We start from the raw sequence: 21,028 nt of genomic DNA, 5'->3' as shown, positions 1-21,028 counted from the left end.
AACGATTTCTCTTATATAACTATTGTAACAAATAATTCCTATTTTGGACACAAAATGTACACAATTATTATAAATTTATTTATCATTTCCCTCCTGATAAACTTACAAAACATCTAGCGCTAGAAAAGACTGTTAATTATTGAAAAACTGTCACATGATAAAAACCTCGACTTGTCCTATAATAGTACAAGGAGACATATATTTACTGGTTCGTTTTATCCAACGATTTACCAGTTAAAGAAAAGGAAGATAGATATAATGAGCAAAAAAATGGGAGCAAAGCATAAATTTGTTGATATTTTATCAAAGACGGTAAAAATAGGAATTATACGTTCTAATTTAATACCAATGTTCGCTGGCCTTACTCTAGCGATGTATACGTACCAATTCGGTATCATGGAGAAGCTCCCTGATATACTATTTGCCATTGTAGGCTCTGCTTTTGTCATTGCAGCAGCCGGGGCATTTAATAATCTGTATGATAGAGATATTGATGCTGTTATGGAAAGAACGAAAAGCCGCCCAACCGTTACCGGTGATATTAACTTCCATACTGTTTTATGGATGGGTATCATTTTAAGTATTGCGGGTATCGGACTATTAAGCCTAACTACTTGGCTTGCTGCATTACTCGGGTTTTTGGGGCTTTTCTTTTATGTCGTACCATATACGATGTGGACGAAAAGGAGAACAGTGTATAACACAGAGGTAGGGAGTATCTCCGGAGCCATGCCTCCACTAATTGGCTGGGCAGCAATATATCCTGACATTAGTCATCCAGCCGTCCTAGGTTTATTTGTTGTTATGATTATTTGGCAAATGCCACACTTTTACGCAATTGCTATTCGAAACCATAAACAATATGAAGCAGCAAAGGTTCCCATGCTTCCTGTAGTAAAAGGAATAAGAAGGACATATCTGCAAACAAATGTTTATTTGATTATTATGATTGCAATAAGTTTCCTTTTTGGTACATTGAGCTTAGGCTTAATGCTTGTGGCTTTATTGTTAAGTTCAGGATGGCTTATCTTAAGCATTACCCAGTATCACAAAGCAACGTCTGAAAAATGGGCAACCTCCCTGTTTGTATATTCGCTTATTCATATGACAGTATTATTTTCCACTGTCATTATTTATTCGCTGATGGGGATTATATTTAAGTTATAGTTAAAGCATGACAGCTGGTATTACAAAAGAGGCTCGGTTGTTGAGCCTCTTTTTTTATGGCTCTGATATGTATCTTGATTCAGGCGTTTGTATCAAGCCACGTATATGTATTATAATGATCAAATAAAATAGTGCCATAATACCCCTGTAGGAAGGAGAAATCACAATGCTAAATTGCTCCTGGTGCAATAAAAAGATCGGTGAAAATGACCCGTTAAGTGCAATCGATGTTAAATTTCACAAAGGAATGGATTTTTCGGATCAGGAAGGTGAAATTATTCCTGTATATCTAAAATCAGCAGACAGAAATGTTTCCATGATTGTAACCACATCAGATTCCCTGGCAAAGAAACAAGGGCAAGACGGCTTATTTCCTGTATGTAGTGATATTTGCGGAATAAATCTAAAAGAAGCTTTGAATGCGGACTTGGGAAAGTAAATTATATAATAGTGCCATCTAAAAAGGTATTGAATTATTCTCGTACTTTTTTTAGAAACATGAAATCTATGTATAGCAAAAGAACCTTATCATTTTGTGATAAGGCTCTTTTATTTAAAAATTTATTTATTAAAAGAAAGTAAGCCTTTATATAATTAGTTATTAGTGGCCTCTATTAACCACTTTGCTGTTGGTGTGTTTGCTTGTAGCATATGTGTCGGTGTTCCTTCAAACAGAACATATCCCCCTTCTTTTCCTCCTGCTGGGCCCATTTCAATGACCCAATCACTTGCTGCAAGAAAATCCAAATTGTGTTCAATGATAATAACCGAATTCCCTTTATTTACGAGGCTATAAAAGACATCTAAAAGTTTGCCATTATCCTGTGCATGCAGCCCTAATGATGGTTCGTCTAACAAATAGATTTGCCCCTCTTTCTTCAGTTGGCTGGCCAGCTTAAGCCGCTGTACTTCGCCACCACTTAGAGAGCTTGTTTTTTGTCCTAATGTCAAATACTCCAATCCTACATCCTTTAGCGTATTTACCTTTTTCACGATCTTTGGCAATGTAAAATAATTATTTGTTTCATCTATCGTAAGTTCCAAAATCTCCACTATATTCTTTCCTCGGTAGTAATAAGATAATGCTTCTTTCGAATACCTTGTGCCTCCGCAAGCTTCACAAGTGACAGTTATCGGGTCTGCAAAGGCTACGTCTGGAATGGTGACACCCTTTCCATCACAATAAGGGCATGCCCCTAAAGAGTTAAAGCTAAACAAACCTGCTGGCTGGCCAGTTTCCTTCGCAAAAATTGCACGAATATCATCCATAATTCCCATATAAGTAGCAAGTGTCGAACGGCTGGATGTTCCAATACTCCCTTGGCTTACCGCTATAGTGTCCGGGTACTTTTCTTTGAATGCCTTAAACATTAAAGAGCTTTTTCCTGAACCAGAAACTCCACATACAGAGACTAAGACATTCTTTGGTATCTTCAAACTAATATTTTTGAGGTTATTATCTGTCGCTTTTGTTATAGTAAAATATGCTTCTGTGTCTCTGGGAGTTTCGTTTATAATAGGCTTATGAGACAGGTCCGTAATCTCAGAAGCTTTATTTAATCCTTCCAGTTCACCTTGATATACTATTTCTCCGCCATGCACACCCGCTCCTGGGCCCATCTCAATTATTTCATCTGCTGCATTTATCACAGAGAGATTATGTTCAATAATAACTACCGTATTATGATTATCACGCAATGTTTTGAGCATGTATATCAATTTATCTATTTCTTCTGGATGTAGCCCGGCACTAGGTTCGTCGAAAATGTACGTCATATTGTTTAGGCTACTCCCCAGATGACGAGCAATCTTAACTCGTTGGGCTTCACCACCAGACAGTGTTCCCATTTTCCTTGCCAGACTCAAATAACCTAATCCTAACTCAACAAGTTGCTGGACATTTGGGATAGCCTGTTGTGCGATGGAGTTTCCAATTGGGTCTGTTATTTTAGACAACTCTACCAGTAATTCTGTCAATTCCAATTGATCATATTCTGCAATATTGAAGCCATTTATTTTACATTCCAGAACTTTAGGATTTAGGCCTGAACCTTCACAAACGGGACATAATGTATGTGTAGACACAGCTAAAACATCATCCTGAGATGTTTGTTTTAACTTTGATACATCCCTGTTTATGTAAAGACGCGTAAACCTAGGTAGTAATCCATCCCACTCATGGTCATGTGGACCATCTTTCGTATGGAAAGGCGCGAAGACACGTTCTCCTTCTGGTGGTCCATAAATGAGTAAATCAAACTTTTCTTTTGGATAATCCTTTATCGGAATGTCAGGGTTAAATAATCCACCAGTAATCACCCATCTGCCTTGCCAACCAGAAGGGGATAAAGGTTTAAATTTTACTGCATATTCTCGAAGTGACTTATCCAGGTCAATAATCTTATCTAAATCAGGAGCAATTATTTCACCGTACCCGTTACATTCAGGACATTTGCCAAAAGAACTCTGGCTAGAAAAATCGGTTGCTGTGCCTATAGGAGGACTGCCAATACGAGAGAACAATAGTCGAATCAATGGATGAATGTCCATATAGGTACCAACTGTTGAACGAGAATTACTTCCAACAGCTTTCTGCTCTACTACTACAACTGGACTTAAATGCTGCATCAGATCAGCATGAGGCCTTTCATATCTTGGCATCTGATTTCTGACATAAAGAGGATAATTCAACGTCATTTGCCTTCTGCTTTCCGTTGCCAATGTATCAAAAACAACTGAACTTTTTCCTGAACCTGAAATACCAGTAAATACATTTATCTTCTCTTTAGGTATATTGATATCTATATTTTTTAAATTGTTTTCTTGAAGTCCTTTTAAGATAATTTCATCTTTATTTTCCGCCACTTTTTATCCTCCGTTTTCTAGGTATATGCTTCACTATAGAGTAGTTCCCTGTTTTGTGGGATGTACACTTTTAAGAGGTTTTTATTAATTTACCAAAAAAGCCTCATTCTAAAAAGAATAAGGCTTTCTACTTGATACTTTACTTCAACTCCAACCTCACAACACACTCGACATGATTTGTCTGCGGAAACATATCGACAGGCTGCACTTCTTTCGTTTCATACCCGCCTTCATCAAGGATTTTAAGATCTCTTGCCAAGGTAGATGGGTTGCATGATACGTAAACAATTTTCTTTGGCTTCATGTCGATCATCGCCTGTAGAAAATCCACTTCACAGCCCTTTCTTGGGGGATCTACCACAATTACGTCTGGCTGCAATCCTTGTGCCTTCCACCATGGCATCACCTTTTCTGCTTCTCCTACTACGAATTCTGCATTGGTAATCCCATTTATTCTTGCGTTCATTTTAGCATCACTAATGGCTTCTGGAACAACTTCCACACCAAATACCTTTTTGGCTTTCTGTGCCAGGAACAAAGAAATCGTTCCAATACCACAATATGCATCAATTACAATGTCATTAGGTTCAATTTCAGCATATTCCAGGGCTTTGTCATAGAGTTTCTTCGTCTGTGGAGGATTCACCTGATAAAATGACTTTGCAGAGATGGCAAAGCGAATGTCTCCGATCGTGTCGTAAATATATTCTTCTCCCCAGACCAATTTCGTTTTTCGACCTAAAATTACGTTTGTTTGCTTATTATTAATGTTATGCACGATAGATTTCACGTGTGGAAAGGTTTCCGTTAATTCCTTAACTAACTGCTCCTGGTATGGTAGCTTGTCCGTTCTGGTAACGAGTACTATCATCGTATCATTGGTTGCTCTCCCTGTACGTACCATAATATGCCTTAACACTCCACGGTCTTTCTTCTCGTCATATGCTTGAATTCCAAGGCGATCTGCAATACGACGAACAGCTTCTACCATCCGATCATTCACTTCATCCTGAATCACACATGTGTCCATATCTTCAATAATATGATGACTTCGTTTTTGGTAAAAGCCTGTAATAAGTTCTCCATTTCGTTCACCCACAGGAATGGAAATTTTATTACGATAACGCCACGGGTCCTCCATCCCTATAGTCGAATGCACTGGTACGTGTTCCATATGGGCGATCTTCCGCATAACATTTTTCACTTGATTTTGCTTCATTTCCAGCTGCATGGCATAGCTCATATGCTGTAATTGGCAGCCACCACATTTGTAATACACATCACAAGGTGGCTCAACACGCTGTGGACTTGACTTTATCACTTTTAATAGCTTTCCGAACCCAAAGTTTTTATTAACTTTTACTACCTTTACTTCTGCTTCCTCACCAGGAAGACCATGAGGTACAAATAATGGATAACCGTCAATTTTGCCTACACCATTTCCTTCATGTGTAAGATCTTCAAAGCTTATTGTCACTGTTTCATTCTTTTTAACCGGTGCTGCTTGTTTTCCCATTTATATCTTCCTTTGCGTGCTAGTATGTGATGCTATCTTATCATATTTTGTTAGGTAAAATCATTTTCATACATTTTTAAAAGGGAATGAGGGTTTGAGCTTGAAACTAAAAAAAAGAACTCCCTATGACGGAAGTTCCCTGTTCATTTCTTTCTCCATAAACGCTTTTGGTACGAAAAATTCGATATGCTCCTGCAAATTAATAAACTCACCTGGGAGCAGGCCACCGAATTCTCCGTCAATATTCAACTGCATTTTTTCATCAGTAGTTACTTTTATTTTCTTAGCTTTTGCATAAATTACATTTTTATCGTCTAAATGTGCTCCTCGCAATGCCAAAGAAGCAATGCGAATAAATTCCGCAAGATTTGTTTTACGTAAAATTAACAAGTCAAAATAGCCATCATGCATATTTGCTTCTGGAGCAAGCTTCTCAAATCCTCCAACTGAATTCGTGTTGGAAACTAAGAACAGCATAATATCCTCATCGATGATGTTATCATCATACTCTATTTTGGCGCGGATCGGCTTTAACGAAGGAAGCATCTCCATTCCCTTCATATAATAAGCCAACTGTCCAAGCATTGTCTTAAGCTTACTTGGTACCTCATAGGTCAATTCTGTCAGCTTACCGCCACCTGCGATATTCATAAAATAGTGATCGTTTACTCTTCCTATATCTAAAAACATGGATTGATCTTCTAAAATTACATCAACCGCTTTTTTTATGTCACGAGGGATACTTAATGCTCTGGCAAAGTCGTTTGTTGTGCCGACTGGTATAATACCCAATTTTGGCCTATTCTCCTGCTCTGCCAAGCCATTTATGACTTCATTAATCGTACCATCTCCACCAGCTGCAACAACTAAATCAAAGCCTCTCTCTACAGCTATTCTTGCTGCATGGATGGCATCACCTTCACAAGTAGTTGCGTGTGCAGATGTTTCATATCCTGCGACTTCAAAACGCTCTAAAACGGTCGCCAGTTCTTTTTTAAAAGCTTCCCGTCCAGATGTCGGGTTATAAATGATTCGGGCCTTCTTCATTGTTTTCCCTCCCCATTCCTTCAATTTTGCAAGGGCAAATGATATGTTTGTTTGTCCATTGCTTATCATAGCCCTTTTCATTGAATTTGAAAAGGGGTAAGGACTAAAAGAACAGTCTGTTGCCTAAAACAGAACAACAGACCGCCACATTTCTCTTACTTCTTATCAAGCTCTTCCACAAGAATCTTATTCACCATTGGAGGGTTTGCCTGTCCTTTGGTTGCTTTCATTACTTGTCCTACTAAGTACTTTTGTGCTTTATCTTTTCCATTTTTATAATCAATTATGGATTGTTCATTTTCAGCAAGAACTTGAGCAATAATTTCTCTTAGCTGACCTTCATCGGAAATCTGTACAAGACCTTTGTCCTTCACGATCTGCTCTGGATCTCCGCCATTTTCTACTAACTCTGCAAATACCTTTTTGGCAATTTTAGATGATATAGTACCATCTTCTATTAGCTTAATCATTTTTGCAAGAGCTGGTGGAGTTATAGCAAGATCATGCAGTTCTTTATAATGCTTGTTCATATAAGCGGATACCTCGCCCATTAACCAGTTGGATACCTGCTTCATATCAGCACCATCTTGTAACGCAGCTTCAAAAAAGTCAGCCATTTCCTTCGAGCTTGTTAGAACAGCTGCGTCATATGCAGGTAGCCCCAACTCTTCAATATAGCGCTTTTTGCGAGCATCAGGAAGCTCTGGGATTTCTTTACGAATACGTTCCTTCCAAGCATCATCAATATATAATGGAACCAGATCCGGTTCAGGGAAGTAACGATAATCGTCTGACCCTTCCTTAATACGCATGAGAATAGTTTCTTTTGTTTTTTCATCATAACGGCGGGTTTCCTGTAAAATCTCCCCACCAGTTAAAAGAACTTTCTCTTGGCGTTTTTCTTCAAATTCAAGTCCTTTTTGTACAAAGCTAAAGCTGTTCAAGTTCTTCAATTCTGCTTTTGTACCAAACTCTTCCTGTCCAACTGGGCGTAAAGAAATATTGGCATCACAGCGAAGGGAACCTTCTTCCATCTTCACATCGGAAACGCCTGTATATTGGATAATATTTTTTAATTTCTCCAGATAAGCATAAGCCTCTTCCGGTGAACGCATATCCGGCTCGGAAACAATTTCAATGAGTGGCGTCCCTTGACGGTTAAAGTCTACTAGCGAATAGCCATCATTACCATGAGTCAGCTTTCCTGCATCTTCCTCTAAGTGAAGACGAGTGATTCCGATACGCTTCTTTTCACCATTTACTTCGATCTCAATCCAACCGTTTTCACCGATTGGTTTATCAAACTGTGAAATTTGATATGCCTTTGGATTGTCCGGGTAAAAATAGTTCTTACGATCAAACTTTGTATCTGTCGCAATTTCACAATTTAGCGCCATAGCAGCCTTCATTGCAAAGTTAACTGCTTCTTCATTTAACACTGGTAACGTCCCAGGATACCCTAAATCGATTGGGTTTACATTCGTGTTCGCGTCCGTTCCAAATGCGTTCACACTAGGACTGAAAATTTTCGAGTTTGTTTTTAATTCCACGTGCACTTCTAATCCGATAATTGTTTCGAAATTCATTAGTTGGCACCTCCTAGTTGAGGTCGTTTTTTATGGTGGTCTGTTGCCTGTTCATAGGCATGTGCTGCACGATAAACCGTACTCTCATCAAAATGCTTTCCGATAATTTGCAATCCGAATGGTAAGCCTTTTTCAGAGAAACCACATGGTAAAGAAATTCCTGGTACGCCTGCAAGGTTAACCGGAATAGTAAGGATGTCATTTGCATACATGGTTAGTGGATCATCTATTTTCTCTCCAACTTTAAATGCTGGAGTTGGGGTTGTTGGTCCGATAACTACATCATAGTCTTCGAAAATCTTATCAAAGTCATTTTTGATTAATGTACGAACTTTTTGTGCTTTTTTATAGTAAGCATCATAGTAGCCCGAGCTTAATGCAAAGGTTCCAAGCATAATACGACGCTTCACTTCTTCACCAAAGCCTTCACTACGGGATTTTTTGAACATATCGATCATATTATCTGCATTTTCACTGCGCACACCGTATCTTACTCCATCAAAACGAGCAAGGTTTGCTGATGCCTCAGATGATGAAAGCAGATAGTAGGTTGCTACCGCATATTTAGAATGTGGTAAGGAAACCTCTTCCCATGTTGCACCAAGCGATTCATATACTTTCAATGCTTGAAGTACAGATTCCTTCACCTCAGGCGCAACACCTTCAGCAAGATATTCCTTTGGTACTGCGATCTTTAATCCTTTGACATCTCCTGTTAGTGCTTCTGTATACTTTGGTACATCTACATTGGCACTAGTAGAATCCATCGGGTCGATTCCAGCGATTACTTCTAGCACGCGAGCATTATCTTCCACATTACGGGTGATCGGTCCAATTTGATCCAAGGAGGATGCAAATGCTACAAGACCAAAACGAGATACACGGCCATATGTCGGCTTCAATCCAACCACACCACAGAATGCTGCAGGCTGACGAATCGATCCACCTGTATCAGACCCTAGGGAGAATAACACTTCTCCTGCCGCTACAGAAGCTGCAGAGCCACCACTGGAGCCCCCTGGAACATAATCGGTATTCCATGGGTTACGTGTTGGTGTATAGCTTGAATTTTCATTAGATGAACCCATAGCAAATTCATCCATGTTTAATTTTCCAATTGTTACTGCTTGTTGGCTTGCCAGCTTATCAACAACCGTTGCATTATATAACGGGTCATCAAAGTTATCCAAGAATTGGCTGGCACAGGTTGTGCGCAACGCTTTCGTTACAATATTATCCTTAATCCCTGCTGGCATACCGAAAAGACTTGCAGTTTGATCAGCTGCAGCATCTAATTTCTTTGCTTCTTCTCTTGCACTTTCTTCATTTAATGTTAAGAAAGCATGAACCTGTCCATCCACTTCTTTAATACGTTTATAAGAAGTGTCTACGAGATCCTCGACCGTAACTTCTTTATTATGTATTTTCTCTTCCAGTTCTTTTATCGTGTAATCAAATAATGACATCTATTTTCCCTCCCTATTCCAAAATGGATGGCACGCGATAATGTCCATCTTTTTTATCAGGAGCATTTTTCAGTGCTTCCTCTTGTGTAATCCATTCCTTCGGCTCGTCCTTGCGTAATACGTTCTTTAAATCTAATACGTGTGTAGTTGGTTCTACACCTTCTGTATCCAATTCATTTAATTGCTCCGCAAAGGAAATAATGGAATTCAACTGTCCCTGAAACATTTCTGCTTCTTCTTCTGTAATTGCAAGTCTTGCCAAATTCGCAACATGTTTAACCTGTTCTTTGGTGATATCAGCCATTTATTACCCTCCAGTCTTTATCTATCTTTGGTTTATTTTAGTTATTATTGTCTAATTATACTATTATAACACTATAGATGATAGCAGAATTGACTGCTATTAAGCAAATAAGACAGAGATAAAAGGTCACTCTTCACTATAAAAATGGCCCACTTCTTAAAGAAGTAGACCATTATTACATTTATTCTTTTAATTTCGTCAACGTTTCGGTAAACTCTGCTTCTATTTCCGGTGCTGGCTTACTAAACATACTGAAGATAATAGTAACAAGTAAGTTCAACAGAAATCCTGGAACTATTTCATATAAATCAAAAATTCCACCTGATAGGAATTCCCCCCATATAATAACCGTTCCAGCACCTACAATGATTCCTGCAAGCGCTCCATTTCGAGTAATGCCTCTCCAAAATAAGGACAAGAGAATAATCGGTCCAAACGCTGCACCAAAGCCTGCCCATGCGTAGCTGACCAATTCCAGTACAGAGCTTTCCGGATTCATTGCAATAATCGCCGCAATTAAAGCAATCCCCAATGTAGCAATACGGCCAACCCATACTAATTCTTTTCCGGAAGCTTTTTTGCGGAAAATAGCCTTATAGAAATCTTCCGCAACTGCAGATGAGGATACTAGTAATTGAGAGTCAATGGTACTCATAATGGCTGATAATATAGCTGCAAGCAATATACCTGCAATCACCGGATGAAATAGAATTTGCGAAAAAGCGATAAAGATTTTCTCCGGATCTGCCAACATTTGCAGGCCACCCTCGTTTACTACATCAATTCCAAACTTTCCAAGAATAGGCACTTCCTGGGTACTAATAAAGGCAAGCCCGATAAAGCCTGTAAAGATAGCCCCGTATAGCCCTAAAATCATCCAAGCAGTACCAATGAATTTTGCTTTTGGCACATCTTTAGCCGATCTTAATGCCATAAAACGCACAATAATATGTGGCTGACCAAAATAGCCCAGTCCCCATGCGAGGGATGAAATAATCGCCATGATTCCTACTCCCTTGACCATATTCAAATGACTTGGTTCTATTTCACCAACAGCCTGTACTGCTGCTGACCATCCTCCCATTTCATTTAAGGCTACAATCGGGACAGCAATCAATGCTAAAAACATTAAGATTCCTTGAATAAAATCGGTCCAGGCTACCGCCAGAAATCCTCCCAGCAAAGTATATGAAACTACCACGATGGTTCCAATCCAAAGAGCAGATTGATAGGATAATCCAAACGAAGCTTCAAAAAGTTTTGCTCCGGCAACCATTCCTGATGAAGTATAAAAAGTGAAGAACAGTAAAATTACTAAAGCAGAAATAACACGTAGAATATGCGATTTGTCTTTAAAGCGGTTCTCCAGAAAATCTGGAATGGTAATTGCGTTATTTGATACTTCTGTATAAATGCGTAATCGCTTGGCAACGAACTGCCAATTTAAATATGCACCTGTAGCAAGTCCTATTGCCATCCAGGCCTCCGACATTCCCGAAGCATAAATAGCGCCTGGCAATCCAAGTAATAGCCATCCACTCATATCCGATGCTCCTGCGCTCAGTGCCGCTACCCCTGGCCCCAGGTTTCGTCCTCCAAGCACGTAATCTGATAAATCATTTGTCATGCGGTACATGATGACACCTATGACAAGCATTCCAATTAAATAAACAATAAAAGTAATCAAGGTTGTGAGACCCACGCTTTATTTTCTCCTCTCCGTAAATAGTGTAATGATAGATAATAAAAGTACGATTGGCATTGGTACAAATAGCCAAAACCATGTTGCTCCTCTGATGGCGTATTCCAATTTACTTCTCCTTTCGCTGTTTTTCTCTGTTTATCTGCGTAATAGCACAAAGACTATGGTTTCACATCCAGAAAAATATTTCAACCGGAGTAAGCGTGGTCACACGAATTTTCGTTTATTTTATAATGGAAGCAACTTGGCTGAGGTTCGAAATAACCGAATTAATTATCATATAATGTCGTAAGAGAGTAATGGGTAACCATACTTATTAAATTGTAGCGTATAATCTCTGTACCTCGTAAATCCTCTAAATTTATGCGTCTAAAAATTTTTTTTATTTTTTTCTGGAGAATAAAAAAATCCTGAAATAGGTTCCACGCTATTTCAGGCAAGTATATATCATATAATAATAGGGTAAAAACAAATATTGTTAACTACTTCTTAAATCATCTTAAAAAAATACTGTAGGTTGTTTGATTGAAAGAACACTAGGTTCTCTGTCCATGGATAAATCTACTGGATCGTTTTGCTGCGCAAAAGCAAAGCCTGTTACTAATAATGCACCCAATGATAATCCTGCTATAAATTTCTTCATTTCATTTCCCCCCCTTATTAAAATAAACTCTAAATATTTGTAATTTGCTCATAGGCAAAATTAGCCACTTTATAATATTTTGTTGCGTCTTTGTATTTATATTGCTTTTCGAAATGCTTTGCTAATAAATCTGCATAGATGATTACATTAGCAAAATCTTTATTTTTCTCTAAAAAGGGAATAAATTCTTTTATGACAAGGTTCTCAAATTTAGTATGTTCTTCTCTCAGAAGGTAATCATACGTGTGCAAAACATAATCGAAAATTTTATATTGTTGAATATTCTTAAACTGGTCTAGTAATTCAAAACCGTATTTAATTGCTTTTTTTGTTTCTTCAAAATTGTATACATTATAGTATTCTCTCACTAGCGAAGCTACAGCAGCTACTCGTTCTACAAGATGTACCTCTTCATCATTGATAACTTCTTGGAAATACTTAATTGCTTCTTTAGCCTCACCTTTAGTGGAGTATAAGTGGCCAAGGTTTTGGTTTGTAAGCTGTATTAACTGTTTATTATTATTTAACTTTCCTAAATGTAAAGCTAAATTAAAATTTTTTATTGCTTTATCATACATTTTTATTCTTCTATAAGAAATACCTAAGATGTTGTGACACTGAGCACATCTAACAAAATTGTAGTGTTTCATGAAAGTGTCTAATGCCTTTTTAGCATAATCAATTGCTTCCAAGGTATTTCTTAATTTACTATGTGTAACAGATATAGCATATTCAATATCAGCTATTTCTTGGCCTTCTAACTCGATACGATTAAGTTTATCTTCAGCAAGTCTATACATATGCAGCGCCGGGTTGTAATCAGCTGTTACTGAATTATAATTCCCTCTAAACTTATACCAATAATACAGATGTAAATTATCGAAGGTTCCGGAGATCTCGTTTAACTCATTGATTTTATTTAATGCTTTATCAAATTCACCCAGAATTAGGTAGTATCTAATTTTATGTATCTCAAATAACAGTAAGCTTTCCGTCAAGTTTGAATCCATTAAACTCTGAATTTCTTTATACTTGGAAATAATCTCTTCTTTATCATTCACTTCAAATAGCATCCCGTACCATTCTTTGCATTTCTCCTGGATGGTAGATTCAAGTGAATTATCGATTTGGATACCGAGGCGGGTGCATAATGCTTGAATGATCTCTGGGCTTGCTTCTGTTTTGAGATTTTCAATTTTTGATAAATAGGATAAGGAAACAATTCCGTGTGCTAATTCTCCTTGAGTCATTTCTTGCTTCGTACGTTGCAGCTTAATATAGGACCCTAACTCTATCAATATACCCACCTTCTTTCCAATTGGAAGGATATGTTTTCTTATAGTAATAGTATATCATACTTTCAGATAATTCATATTGGGAAAATTGACGGCATTTACCTGCTTTAAACACCCAAAAAACTTTCCGATTTTCCTCGAACAGGAAAATCAGCCCCTACTTTTGATCTATTAACAAGAAAGGGCTGATTTTTATATTGTTACTTTAGACTTATTTTAAATTTAGAACATTTCTGATGTTGTCTTTCCTTGCATATGGTGGATTAAATAATCTGGACCGCCTGCCTTGGAATCTGTTCCAGACATATTAAATCCGCCGAATGGCTGGTAGCCAACGATTGCTGCTGTGCATCCACGATTAAAGTACAGATTTCCTACATGAAAGTCGCGACGAGCTTGCTCTTGGTGAGCCCGATTATTCGTAATAACAGCGCCTGTTAAGCCGTATTCCGTATTGTTAGCAATCTTAATTGCTTCTGTGAAATCCTTGGCTTTTGTTAATCCAACAACTGGACCAAATATCTCTTCCTGCATAATTCGAGCTTCGGGATCTAAATCTGCGAAAACTGTAGGATTTATGAACCATCCCTTACTATCATCGCCGTCTCCACCAACAAGTAATTCTCCTTCTTTTTTCCCGATTTCTACATACTCCATAATTTTATCGTATGCACCTTGATCAATTACTGGTCCCATGAAATGTGAATTATCATGTGGATTACCTGCTGATAATTCTTTTGTTAATTCAGCAACACGAGCTTTTACCTGATCATAAACATCCTCGTGAATAACAGCTCGTGAACATGCGGAGCATTTTTGACCGGAAAATCCAAAGGCTGATTGCACGATAGACTGTGCAGCAAGCTCCAGATCAGCTTCATTATCTACTACAATTGTATCTTTTCCACCCATTTCAATGATTGTACGTTTCAACCATTTTTGGCCTTCATGTACTTTCGCAGCACGCTCGAATATCCGAGTTCCTACTTCACGAGATCCTGTAAAGCTTACAAAACGGGTGCGCGGATGATCAACGAGATAATCCCCAACTTCTCCACCAGGACCTGGTATATAGTTAATAACTCCTGCCGGCAGTCCAGCCTCTTCCAACACCTCCATTAATTTATATGCGATAACTGGTGTAGCACTGGCTGGTTTCAGCAATACGGTATTACCTGTTACCATTGCTGCAACAGTTGTTCCTGCCATGATCGCAAATAAGAAGTTCCACGGAGATATGACTACACCGACACCAAGCGGTATGTAATGATATTGATTATATTCAATCGGACGGCTTTCCACTTTTACTCCATCCTTTAATGCAAGCATCTGGCGGCCATAATACTCCAAAAAGTCGATAGCTTCGGCTGTATCTGCATCCGCTTCCTTCCACGGCTTTCCGCCTTCTTTTACAAGATGAGCACTGAATTCATGTTTTCTACGGCGGATAATGGCTGCAGCTCTGAATAAAATATCTGCACGAAATTTCGGGTCGGAAGTTCTCCATGTTTCAAACGTACTGTCAGCAACTTGCATTGCTTTTTCAGCTAAGTCTTTATTTGCCTTGGATACATATCCAATTACTTCTTCTTTGTTTGCAGGATTCACAGATACTATTTTTTCTTCTGTTGTTATCCGCTCTCCACCAATAATTAGTGGATACTCTTTACCTAGATCTGCTTCCACTTTTTTCAAAGCATTTAGCATTTCTTGCCTGTTTTCCTCCAGGGTAAAGTCTGTAAAAGGTTCATGTCTGTACGGTACTACCATAAAAAAACCCCTCTCCTATTCCTTTTTATCCCGAATGATTACGCTTTCATCAGAAAGCAAAAAAAGGACGGGACATTCCCATCCTTCATTTTAACTGAAATATTCTTAAAGTTCAATGTATCCATTGACCTAATGGAAAAAATGTACGGTAGGCTTATCAGAGCCGGCTTTTCGATAAATGACACTTTCCATTTTGTCACTTGAAGTAACTTTTACTTCTAAATCATAGTAATCGGAGAACATTTCTTTAACTAGCCCGTAAGCAAATTGAGTAAAACCAATTACTTCCCCTTTTCCATAAAACTCAATTGGAATTTCAAGCGTTAGTTTCTGTAATTCCTCATTAATATAGAAGCCTTTGCCAATAACACCTACATAATTTGGGAAATAACTGGCAATCTCATTTCCAAAGCTAGTCACAATTTCGTGATCATCGAAATACTTCTTCTTCCCTGCATCTGAAGGGAAGAGAATATTCTCTTCATCAATAGATTGCCAATCTCCAATCTTTTCTTTCCCAGCGTCTACTACTGTTTTTGCTACAAAGTTACCTGGCACTGGAGAAGCTTGATCTTCTTCTCTGTAGATAGCAATCATAATCGGGATATCTTTTGCGCCCTTCATTTCTCGGATTCTTTCCAAAACAGTTTGAGCAACTTCATTTGCTTTTTCCAGCATTTCTTTCTTGGATATCTCCTTGACATAGGGACCGTATATTTTTCCATCTACTTCTGTTTTATACGTATATACAGATTTCATAGCAATCCCTATGGACATTCCAGCAACTTCAACTGATTTATCTTCTTTCTTTTTCAGGAAGTTTTGTTCAAGTACATGTGTCACATACTTGGGGTTGTTCTCTTCCAATTCCCTTTTTGCTTTATTTAAATCTTTGGCAGCCATATCCCCAGATATGTCTTTTATAGGCGGATTTAAACCACGCCGTAGTTCTTCTTTTTTATTTGCGAGCCATTGATCAGTGACTTCCATTTTATCGACATTTTTTCTTTTATCAATCGCTGCTTCTAAAGCTTTATCAAACTGTTTCTTAGTCAAATCCCTGCTAAGCCAGTCATATAACAATCCTTTTTCTAAAAATTGTCCTTCCTGAAACAGATAGTCTTTTGGTGAGAATACTTCCTTGGAATGTCTTCTCAACCCTTCTTCCATTTCATCAATATCCAGGCGATTACCGACTTGGTTTGTAATAACACCTCGTGCTTCACTTGGTTCATATGGAAGAATCATTTTATAATTCTCATCAGAAAGCTGATAGCTTGGAACGATTGACGTTTGCTCTTCTTGTTTATCTTCCTGTACGACCTCTTCCTCTGTATTGTTTGGTGCACAGCTAGTTATAAATAAAAGGCTGCTTAATAAAAGCAAGCTTATTTTTTTCATTTTATTAAAACTCCTTAATCCTCCATTGCTTCTTTCAGCTGTTGTTCATTCCAAATCGTGATTCCGAGTTTTTCGGCTTTATCATATTTGGAACCAGCATCTTCCCCAGCAATAAGAAAATCTGTTTTTTTGCTGACACTGCCTGTTACAGTACCACCTTGTGCTTCAATTAACTCCTTGGCTTCGGAACGGGTGAATTGCTCCATTTTACCTGTAAGTACAATGGTCTTTCCTGCAAAAATACCTTCTCCTGCTTGAGTTGCTTGTTTCGGCCCTTTGTATTCCATATTCACACCAAGTGAACGAAGATCCTTCAATAGGTCAATAACCTTTCGTTCTTCAAAATATTGCACAATGGAATCAGCCATTTTATCACCAATCTCATCGATAGCAACGAGATCTTCAAAGGAAGCATTCTTAAGCTTTTCCATTGTACCAAATTCTGCTGCAAGTGTCTTGGCAGCCTTTGCTCCGATAAATCGAATCCCCAAACCAAATAACAATCTTTCCAGCGAATTACTTTTGGATGTCTCAATTGCGTTCAATAGGTTAGAAACAGATTTTTCTCCCATACGCTCCAATTGGAGTAAATCCTCTTCCTTTAGTCGGTAGAGGTCTGCCATCGTATGGATTAATTTTTCCTGAAAAAGCTGTATAATTACCTTTTCTCCCAGGCCATCAATATTCATGGCATTACGGGAAACAAAGTGAATCAGCCCTTCCTTCAGCTGTGCTGGGCAATTAGGATTAATACAACGAAGTGCTACCTCTTCTTCCAATCGAACTAGCTCACTACCACAAGCCGGGCAAGCTTCTGGCATATGAAATTCTTTTTCATCCCCGGTTCTTTTTTCTTCCACAATACGCACTACTTCCGGGATAATATCGCCAGCCTTTTTAATTACCGCCATATCCCCAATACGAATGTCCTTCGCTCGAATTAAATCTTCATTATGCAAGGATGCGCGTTGAACAGTAGTACCGGCCACCTTTACCGGTTCCAGTAAAGCAGTCGGTGTAACTACACCAGTACGTCCAACACTTAATTCAATATCAACAAGCTTTGTCATCACTTCTTCGGCAGGAAACTTGTATGCGATAGCCCATCTTGGACTCTTCGCTGTATACCCAAGTTCCTCCTGCTGTTCCAGATTATCTACTTTAATAACAATTCCATCAATTTCATAATTTAAATTAGGTCGCTCATTTGTCCAATATTCTACATATTCCAGGACTTCCTCCACGCTTTCGCAGCGACGCCACTCGGGATTTGTTTTAAACCCAAGCTCTTTCAATTTATCCAGCCGCTCACTATGTGTTTGGAGAGAACTTGTCGCCCATTCTCCGACTCCATATAGGAATATATCCAAATTCCGCTTTGCCGCTATTTTAGGGTCAAGTTGTCTTAAAGACCCTGCAGCCGCATTACGAGGATTAGCAAATGGTTCTTCTTCATTTTCCTCTTTTGCTTTATTTAAAGCTAAAAAAGATTTATGTGGCATAAATGCTTCACCACGGACTTCAATCGTTTCTTTTTCTTTAATCGTAAGAGGGATACTGCGAATCGTTCGCAGATTACTCGTAATGTCCTCGCCAATAGAGCCATCTCCGCGAGTTGCTCCTCTTACAAACTTTCCCTCTTCATATGTTAAGGATACAGCTAGTCCGTCAATTTTCAATTCACAGACAAAGGTTACAGGTTCTTCCGTATGCTGTGTTGCTCGTCTGGCAAAGTCACGCAGGTCGGTCTCGTTAAACGCATTGCCAAGGCTCAACATCGGAATACGGTGCTCTACCTTTTGGAAGCCTTCCAAAGGGTCTCCTCCCACACGTTGGGTTGGGGAGTCCGGTGTAACTAGCTGTGGATGGGCTTCTTCCAGCTTAATAAGCTCCTGAAGCTTCTGGTCGTATTCCGAATCCGGTACAGAAGGTTTATCCAATACATAATATTCATAGCTATATTGATTTAATATTTCTCGTAATGCTTCAACTTGTTTTTGCGCTTGTTGTTCCTCCATGTGCGAAGGGCCTCCTTATTCTTTCGTAATTGGAGCGAACTTTGCCAATACCCGTTTGATCCCTGTTGGGGCAGGAAATGCTATATCAAGCTCCATTCCTTCTCCTTCCCCTTGAACCTTAACGACAGTACCGACACCCCACTTTTTATGGTTTGCCTTGTCACCAGGTCCCCATGTTTTACTTTCTGCTCCGGTTGTTTGCTGCATTTTCTGAGCCTTTCTCTTCACTGGGGCAGGCTTATCCTTTGGTTGACCGAAGATACTACCACCAAACATGGCCGCATTCGCCTCTTCTATTCCATCAATAAGTTCCTCGGGTATTTCGTTTATAAACCGACTAACAGGGTTCATATTTGTTCTACCGAATAATGTCCGCATTTTAGCATGAGTAAGATAAAGTTGCTGTTCTGCTCTAGTGATCCCAACGTAAGCAAGTCTGCGTTCTTCTTCCATTTCTTCTTCTTCCATAAGGGAGCGACTATGTGGAAATACATTTTCCTCCATACCGATCAGGAACACAACCGGGAACTCCAAGCCTTTAGCGGCATGCAATGTCATTAAGGTGATCTTCTCTTCATTAGTAGGATCTTCCTCGTCCACCTTGTCGATATCAGCTACCAATGCCAGATCAGTCAGAAAGGCAACTAGCGTCTTATCCTCTGCTGATGCTTCAAATTCCTTCGTAACAGTCATGAATTCTTCCAAGTTCTCCAGACGGCTTTGCGCTTCAATTGTCCGCTCACTCTTTAGCATCTCTTCATAGCCTGTCCGTTGCAGTACTGCCTCAACCATATCAGTAGCAGTTAAAAATTCCTGCTGCTGTGAAAGTGTCTTAATCAGGTTGCCAAATTCAGCAAGTGCATTTGCTGCTTTTTTGGATACGCCGGTGAAGTCCACTTCTTTTACAGCTTCAAAAAAAGATATATCATGTAATGTCGCATGCTCTCTCAGCTTCTCAATAGATGTTTTACCTATTCCTCGCTTTGGCACATTCACTACACGTTCAAAACTGATATCGTCATCCGGATTTGTGATTAATCGCAGGTATGCAGTTAAATCTTTTATTTCTTTTCGCTCATAGAACTTATGCCCACCTACCATTTGATACACAATATTGGACTTCATAAATGTGGCCTCAATTGCTCGCGACTGGGCATTTGTCCGATAAAGAATGGCAATATCACTTGGTGAAAATCCATCTCTGGTAAGTTCTTGGATTTTATTCGTTACAAAAAGAGCTTCTTCTTGTTCTGTCGCCCCTTGATAGTAGTGTATATTCTTTCCATCCGGGTTCTCTGTCCATAGATTTTTCGGTTTTCGTCCTGGATTGTTTGCAATAACTTTGTTCGCTGCTTCCAGAATAGACTTGGTGGACCGGTAGTTCTGCTCCAAAAATACAGTTTTTGAGCTTGGATAATCCTTTTCGAAGGTTAGGATATTCGTAATATCTGCTCCACGCCAACGGTAAATGGACTGATCCGAATCCCCTACGACACATAAATTTTGATATCGATTAGCTAGTTGCTTAACCAATGAATACTGGGCATGGTTTGTATCCTGATACTCATCTACATGGATATATTGAAATCTCCGTTGATAATATTCCAGTACTTCCGGTACCCGCTTAAATAAATGGATAGTTTGCATGATTAAATCATCAAAATCTAGGGATTGATTTTTGGTCAGCATTTTTTGATAGCCTTCATAAACTTTGGAAACCTGTCGATCATAAAAATTCCCTACTTTGTTGCTGAATTCCTCTGGTGTAATTAATTCATTTTTTGCTGCACTAATTTGCCCAAGCATTGCTCTAGGATCAAACTTTTTAGGGTCGATATCTAAGTTTTTTAGAACTTGCTTAATAACAGACAACTGATCACTACTGTCCAAAATGGTGAAATTTTGATTGTAACCGATTCGGTCAATATCTCTTCTAAGAATACGAACACACATGGAGTGGAAGGTCGAAACCCACATATATTCACTTTCCGGACCTACCAGCTTTCTCACTCGTTCTTTCATTTCTCTGGCTGCTTTATTTGTAAAGGTAATTGCGAGTACATTCCGTGCTGCTACATCTTTCTCACCTAGCAAATAAGCAATTCGATGTGTTAGTACCCGTGTTTTACCACTTCCCGCTCCTGCCATTATTAGAAGTGGCCCTTCTGTATGTTTTACCGCTTCCTGCTGTTCTTTATTTAATCCAGATAATAAGTCACCCATTGTCTGACTCATTATTACACCGCCC

The 21,028-nt window shown here is 38.8% G+C and carries 15 protein-coding genes; 2 read left to right on the top strand and 13 right to left on the bottom strand.

Translation table 11 applies throughout. The annotated features are described in order from the left end of the window. Window positions 1–258 precede the first annotated feature (258 nt). Both cyoE and X953_RS03430 read left to right on the top strand, forming a co-directional pair. Window positions 259–1,167: a heme o synthase gene (gene cyoE / locus X953_RS03435; RefSeq protein ID WP_040954367.1), complete on the top strand. Its 909-nt coding sequence runs from the start codon at window positions 259–261 to the stop codon at window positions 1,165–1,167. A 166-nt stretch (window positions 1,168–1,333) separates the two neighbouring features. Then, on the top strand, window positions 1,334–1,606 hold the full coding sequence (locus X953_RS03430) for a hypothetical protein (protein ID WP_040954366.1): 273 nt from the start codon (window positions 1,334–1,336) through the stop codon (window positions 1,604–1,606). A gap of 155 nt (window positions 1,607–1,761) precedes the next feature. Here X953_RS03430 and X953_RS03425 read toward each other — a convergent pair whose 3' ends face one another. The 13 genes from X953_RS03425 to pcrA form a co-directional block, all read right to left on the bottom strand. Beyond that, a complete protein-coding gene (locus X953_RS03425) occupies window positions 1,762–4,032 on the bottom strand; it encodes an ATP-binding cassette domain-containing protein (RefSeq protein WP_040954365.1) in 2,271 nt (756 codons plus the stop codon). Window positions 4,033–4,171: 139 nt separating this feature from the next. Then, a complete protein-coding gene (gene rlmD, locus X953_RS03420; protein WP_040954364.1) occupies window positions 4,172–5,548 on the bottom strand; it encodes a 23S rRNA (uracil(1939)-C(5))-methyltransferase RlmD in 1,377 nt (458 codons plus the stop codon). A 123-nt stretch (window positions 5,549–5,671) separates the two neighbouring features. Further along, on the bottom strand, window positions 5,672–6,595 hold the full coding sequence (locus X953_RS03415; RefSeq protein ID WP_040954363.1) for a diacylglycerol kinase: 924 nt from the start codon (window positions 6,593–6,595) through the stop codon (window positions 5,672–5,674). A gap of 155 nt (window positions 6,596–6,750) precedes the next feature. Next, entirely contained in the window at window positions 6,751–8,181 is a 1,431-nt protein-coding gene (gene gatB, locus X953_RS03410) for an Asp-tRNA(Asn)/Glu-tRNA(Gln) amidotransferase subunit GatB (protein ID WP_019376942.1), read from the bottom strand. Beyond that, window positions 8,181–9,647, bottom strand: coding sequence for an Asp-tRNA(Asn)/Glu-tRNA(Gln) amidotransferase subunit GatA (gatA, locus tag X953_RS03405; protein WP_040954362.1), 1,467 nt, complete (start codon window positions 9,645–9,647; stop codon window positions 8,181–8,183). The genes gatB and gatA overlap by 1 nt, the downstream gene beginning before the upstream one ends. A gap of 13 nt (window positions 9,648–9,660) precedes the next feature. Continuing rightward, entirely contained in the window at window positions 9,661–9,951 is a 291-nt protein-coding gene (gene gatC, locus X953_RS03400) for an Asp-tRNA(Asn)/Glu-tRNA(Gln) amidotransferase subunit GatC (RefSeq protein WP_040954361.1), read from the bottom strand. A gap of 181 nt (window positions 9,952–10,132) precedes the next feature. Beyond that, on the bottom strand, window positions 10,133–11,653 hold the full coding sequence (putP, locus tag X953_RS03395; protein WP_040954360.1) for a sodium/proline symporter PutP: 1,521 nt from the start codon (window positions 11,651–11,653) through the stop codon (window positions 10,133–10,135). 499 nt (window positions 11,654–12,152) lie between these two features. Further along, a complete protein-coding gene (locus X953_RS19710) occupies window positions 12,153–12,296 on the bottom strand; it encodes a hypothetical protein (RefSeq protein WP_156958438.1) in 144 nt (47 codons plus the stop codon). Between the two features lie 29 nt (window positions 12,297–12,325). After that, the gene (locus X953_RS03390; protein ID WP_369792721.1) at window positions 12,326–13,603 is read right to left on the bottom strand and encodes a helix-turn-helix domain-containing protein; all 1,278 of its coding nucleotides are present in this window, start codon (window positions 13,601–13,603) and stop codon (window positions 12,326–12,328) included. Between the two features lie 210 nt (window positions 13,604–13,813). Continuing rightward, window positions 13,814–15,361, bottom strand: coding sequence for an L-glutamate gamma-semialdehyde dehydrogenase (pruA, locus tag X953_RS03385; protein WP_040954358.1), 1,548 nt, complete (start codon window positions 15,359–15,361; stop codon window positions 13,814–13,816). Between the two features lie 129 nt (window positions 15,362–15,490). Continuing rightward, window positions 15,491–16,762, bottom strand: coding sequence for a CamS family sex pheromone protein (locus tag X953_RS03380; protein ID WP_040954357.1), 1,272 nt, complete (start codon window positions 16,760–16,762; stop codon window positions 15,491–15,493). A 14-nt stretch (window positions 16,763–16,776) separates the two neighbouring features. Beyond that, window positions 16,777–18,780, bottom strand: coding sequence for an NAD-dependent DNA ligase LigA (ligA, locus tag X953_RS03375; RefSeq protein ID WP_040954356.1), 2,004 nt, complete (start codon window positions 18,778–18,780; stop codon window positions 16,777–16,779). Window positions 18,781–18,795: 15 nt separating this feature from the next. Continuing rightward, a complete protein-coding gene (gene pcrA / locus X953_RS03370; protein WP_040954355.1) occupies window positions 18,796–21,015 on the bottom strand; it encodes a DNA helicase PcrA in 2,220 nt (739 codons plus the stop codon). Window positions 21,016–21,028 lie beyond the last annotated feature (13 nt).

This window comes from Virgibacillus sp. SK37, assembly GCF_000725285.1.
In the GTDB taxonomy this organism is placed as follows: Bacteria; Bacillota; Bacilli; order Bacillales; family Amphibacillaceae; genus Virgibacillus_Q.
The sequence above is the reverse complement of the archived record's forward strand: the minus strand, read 5'-3'. Positions and strand labels throughout refer to the sequence as shown.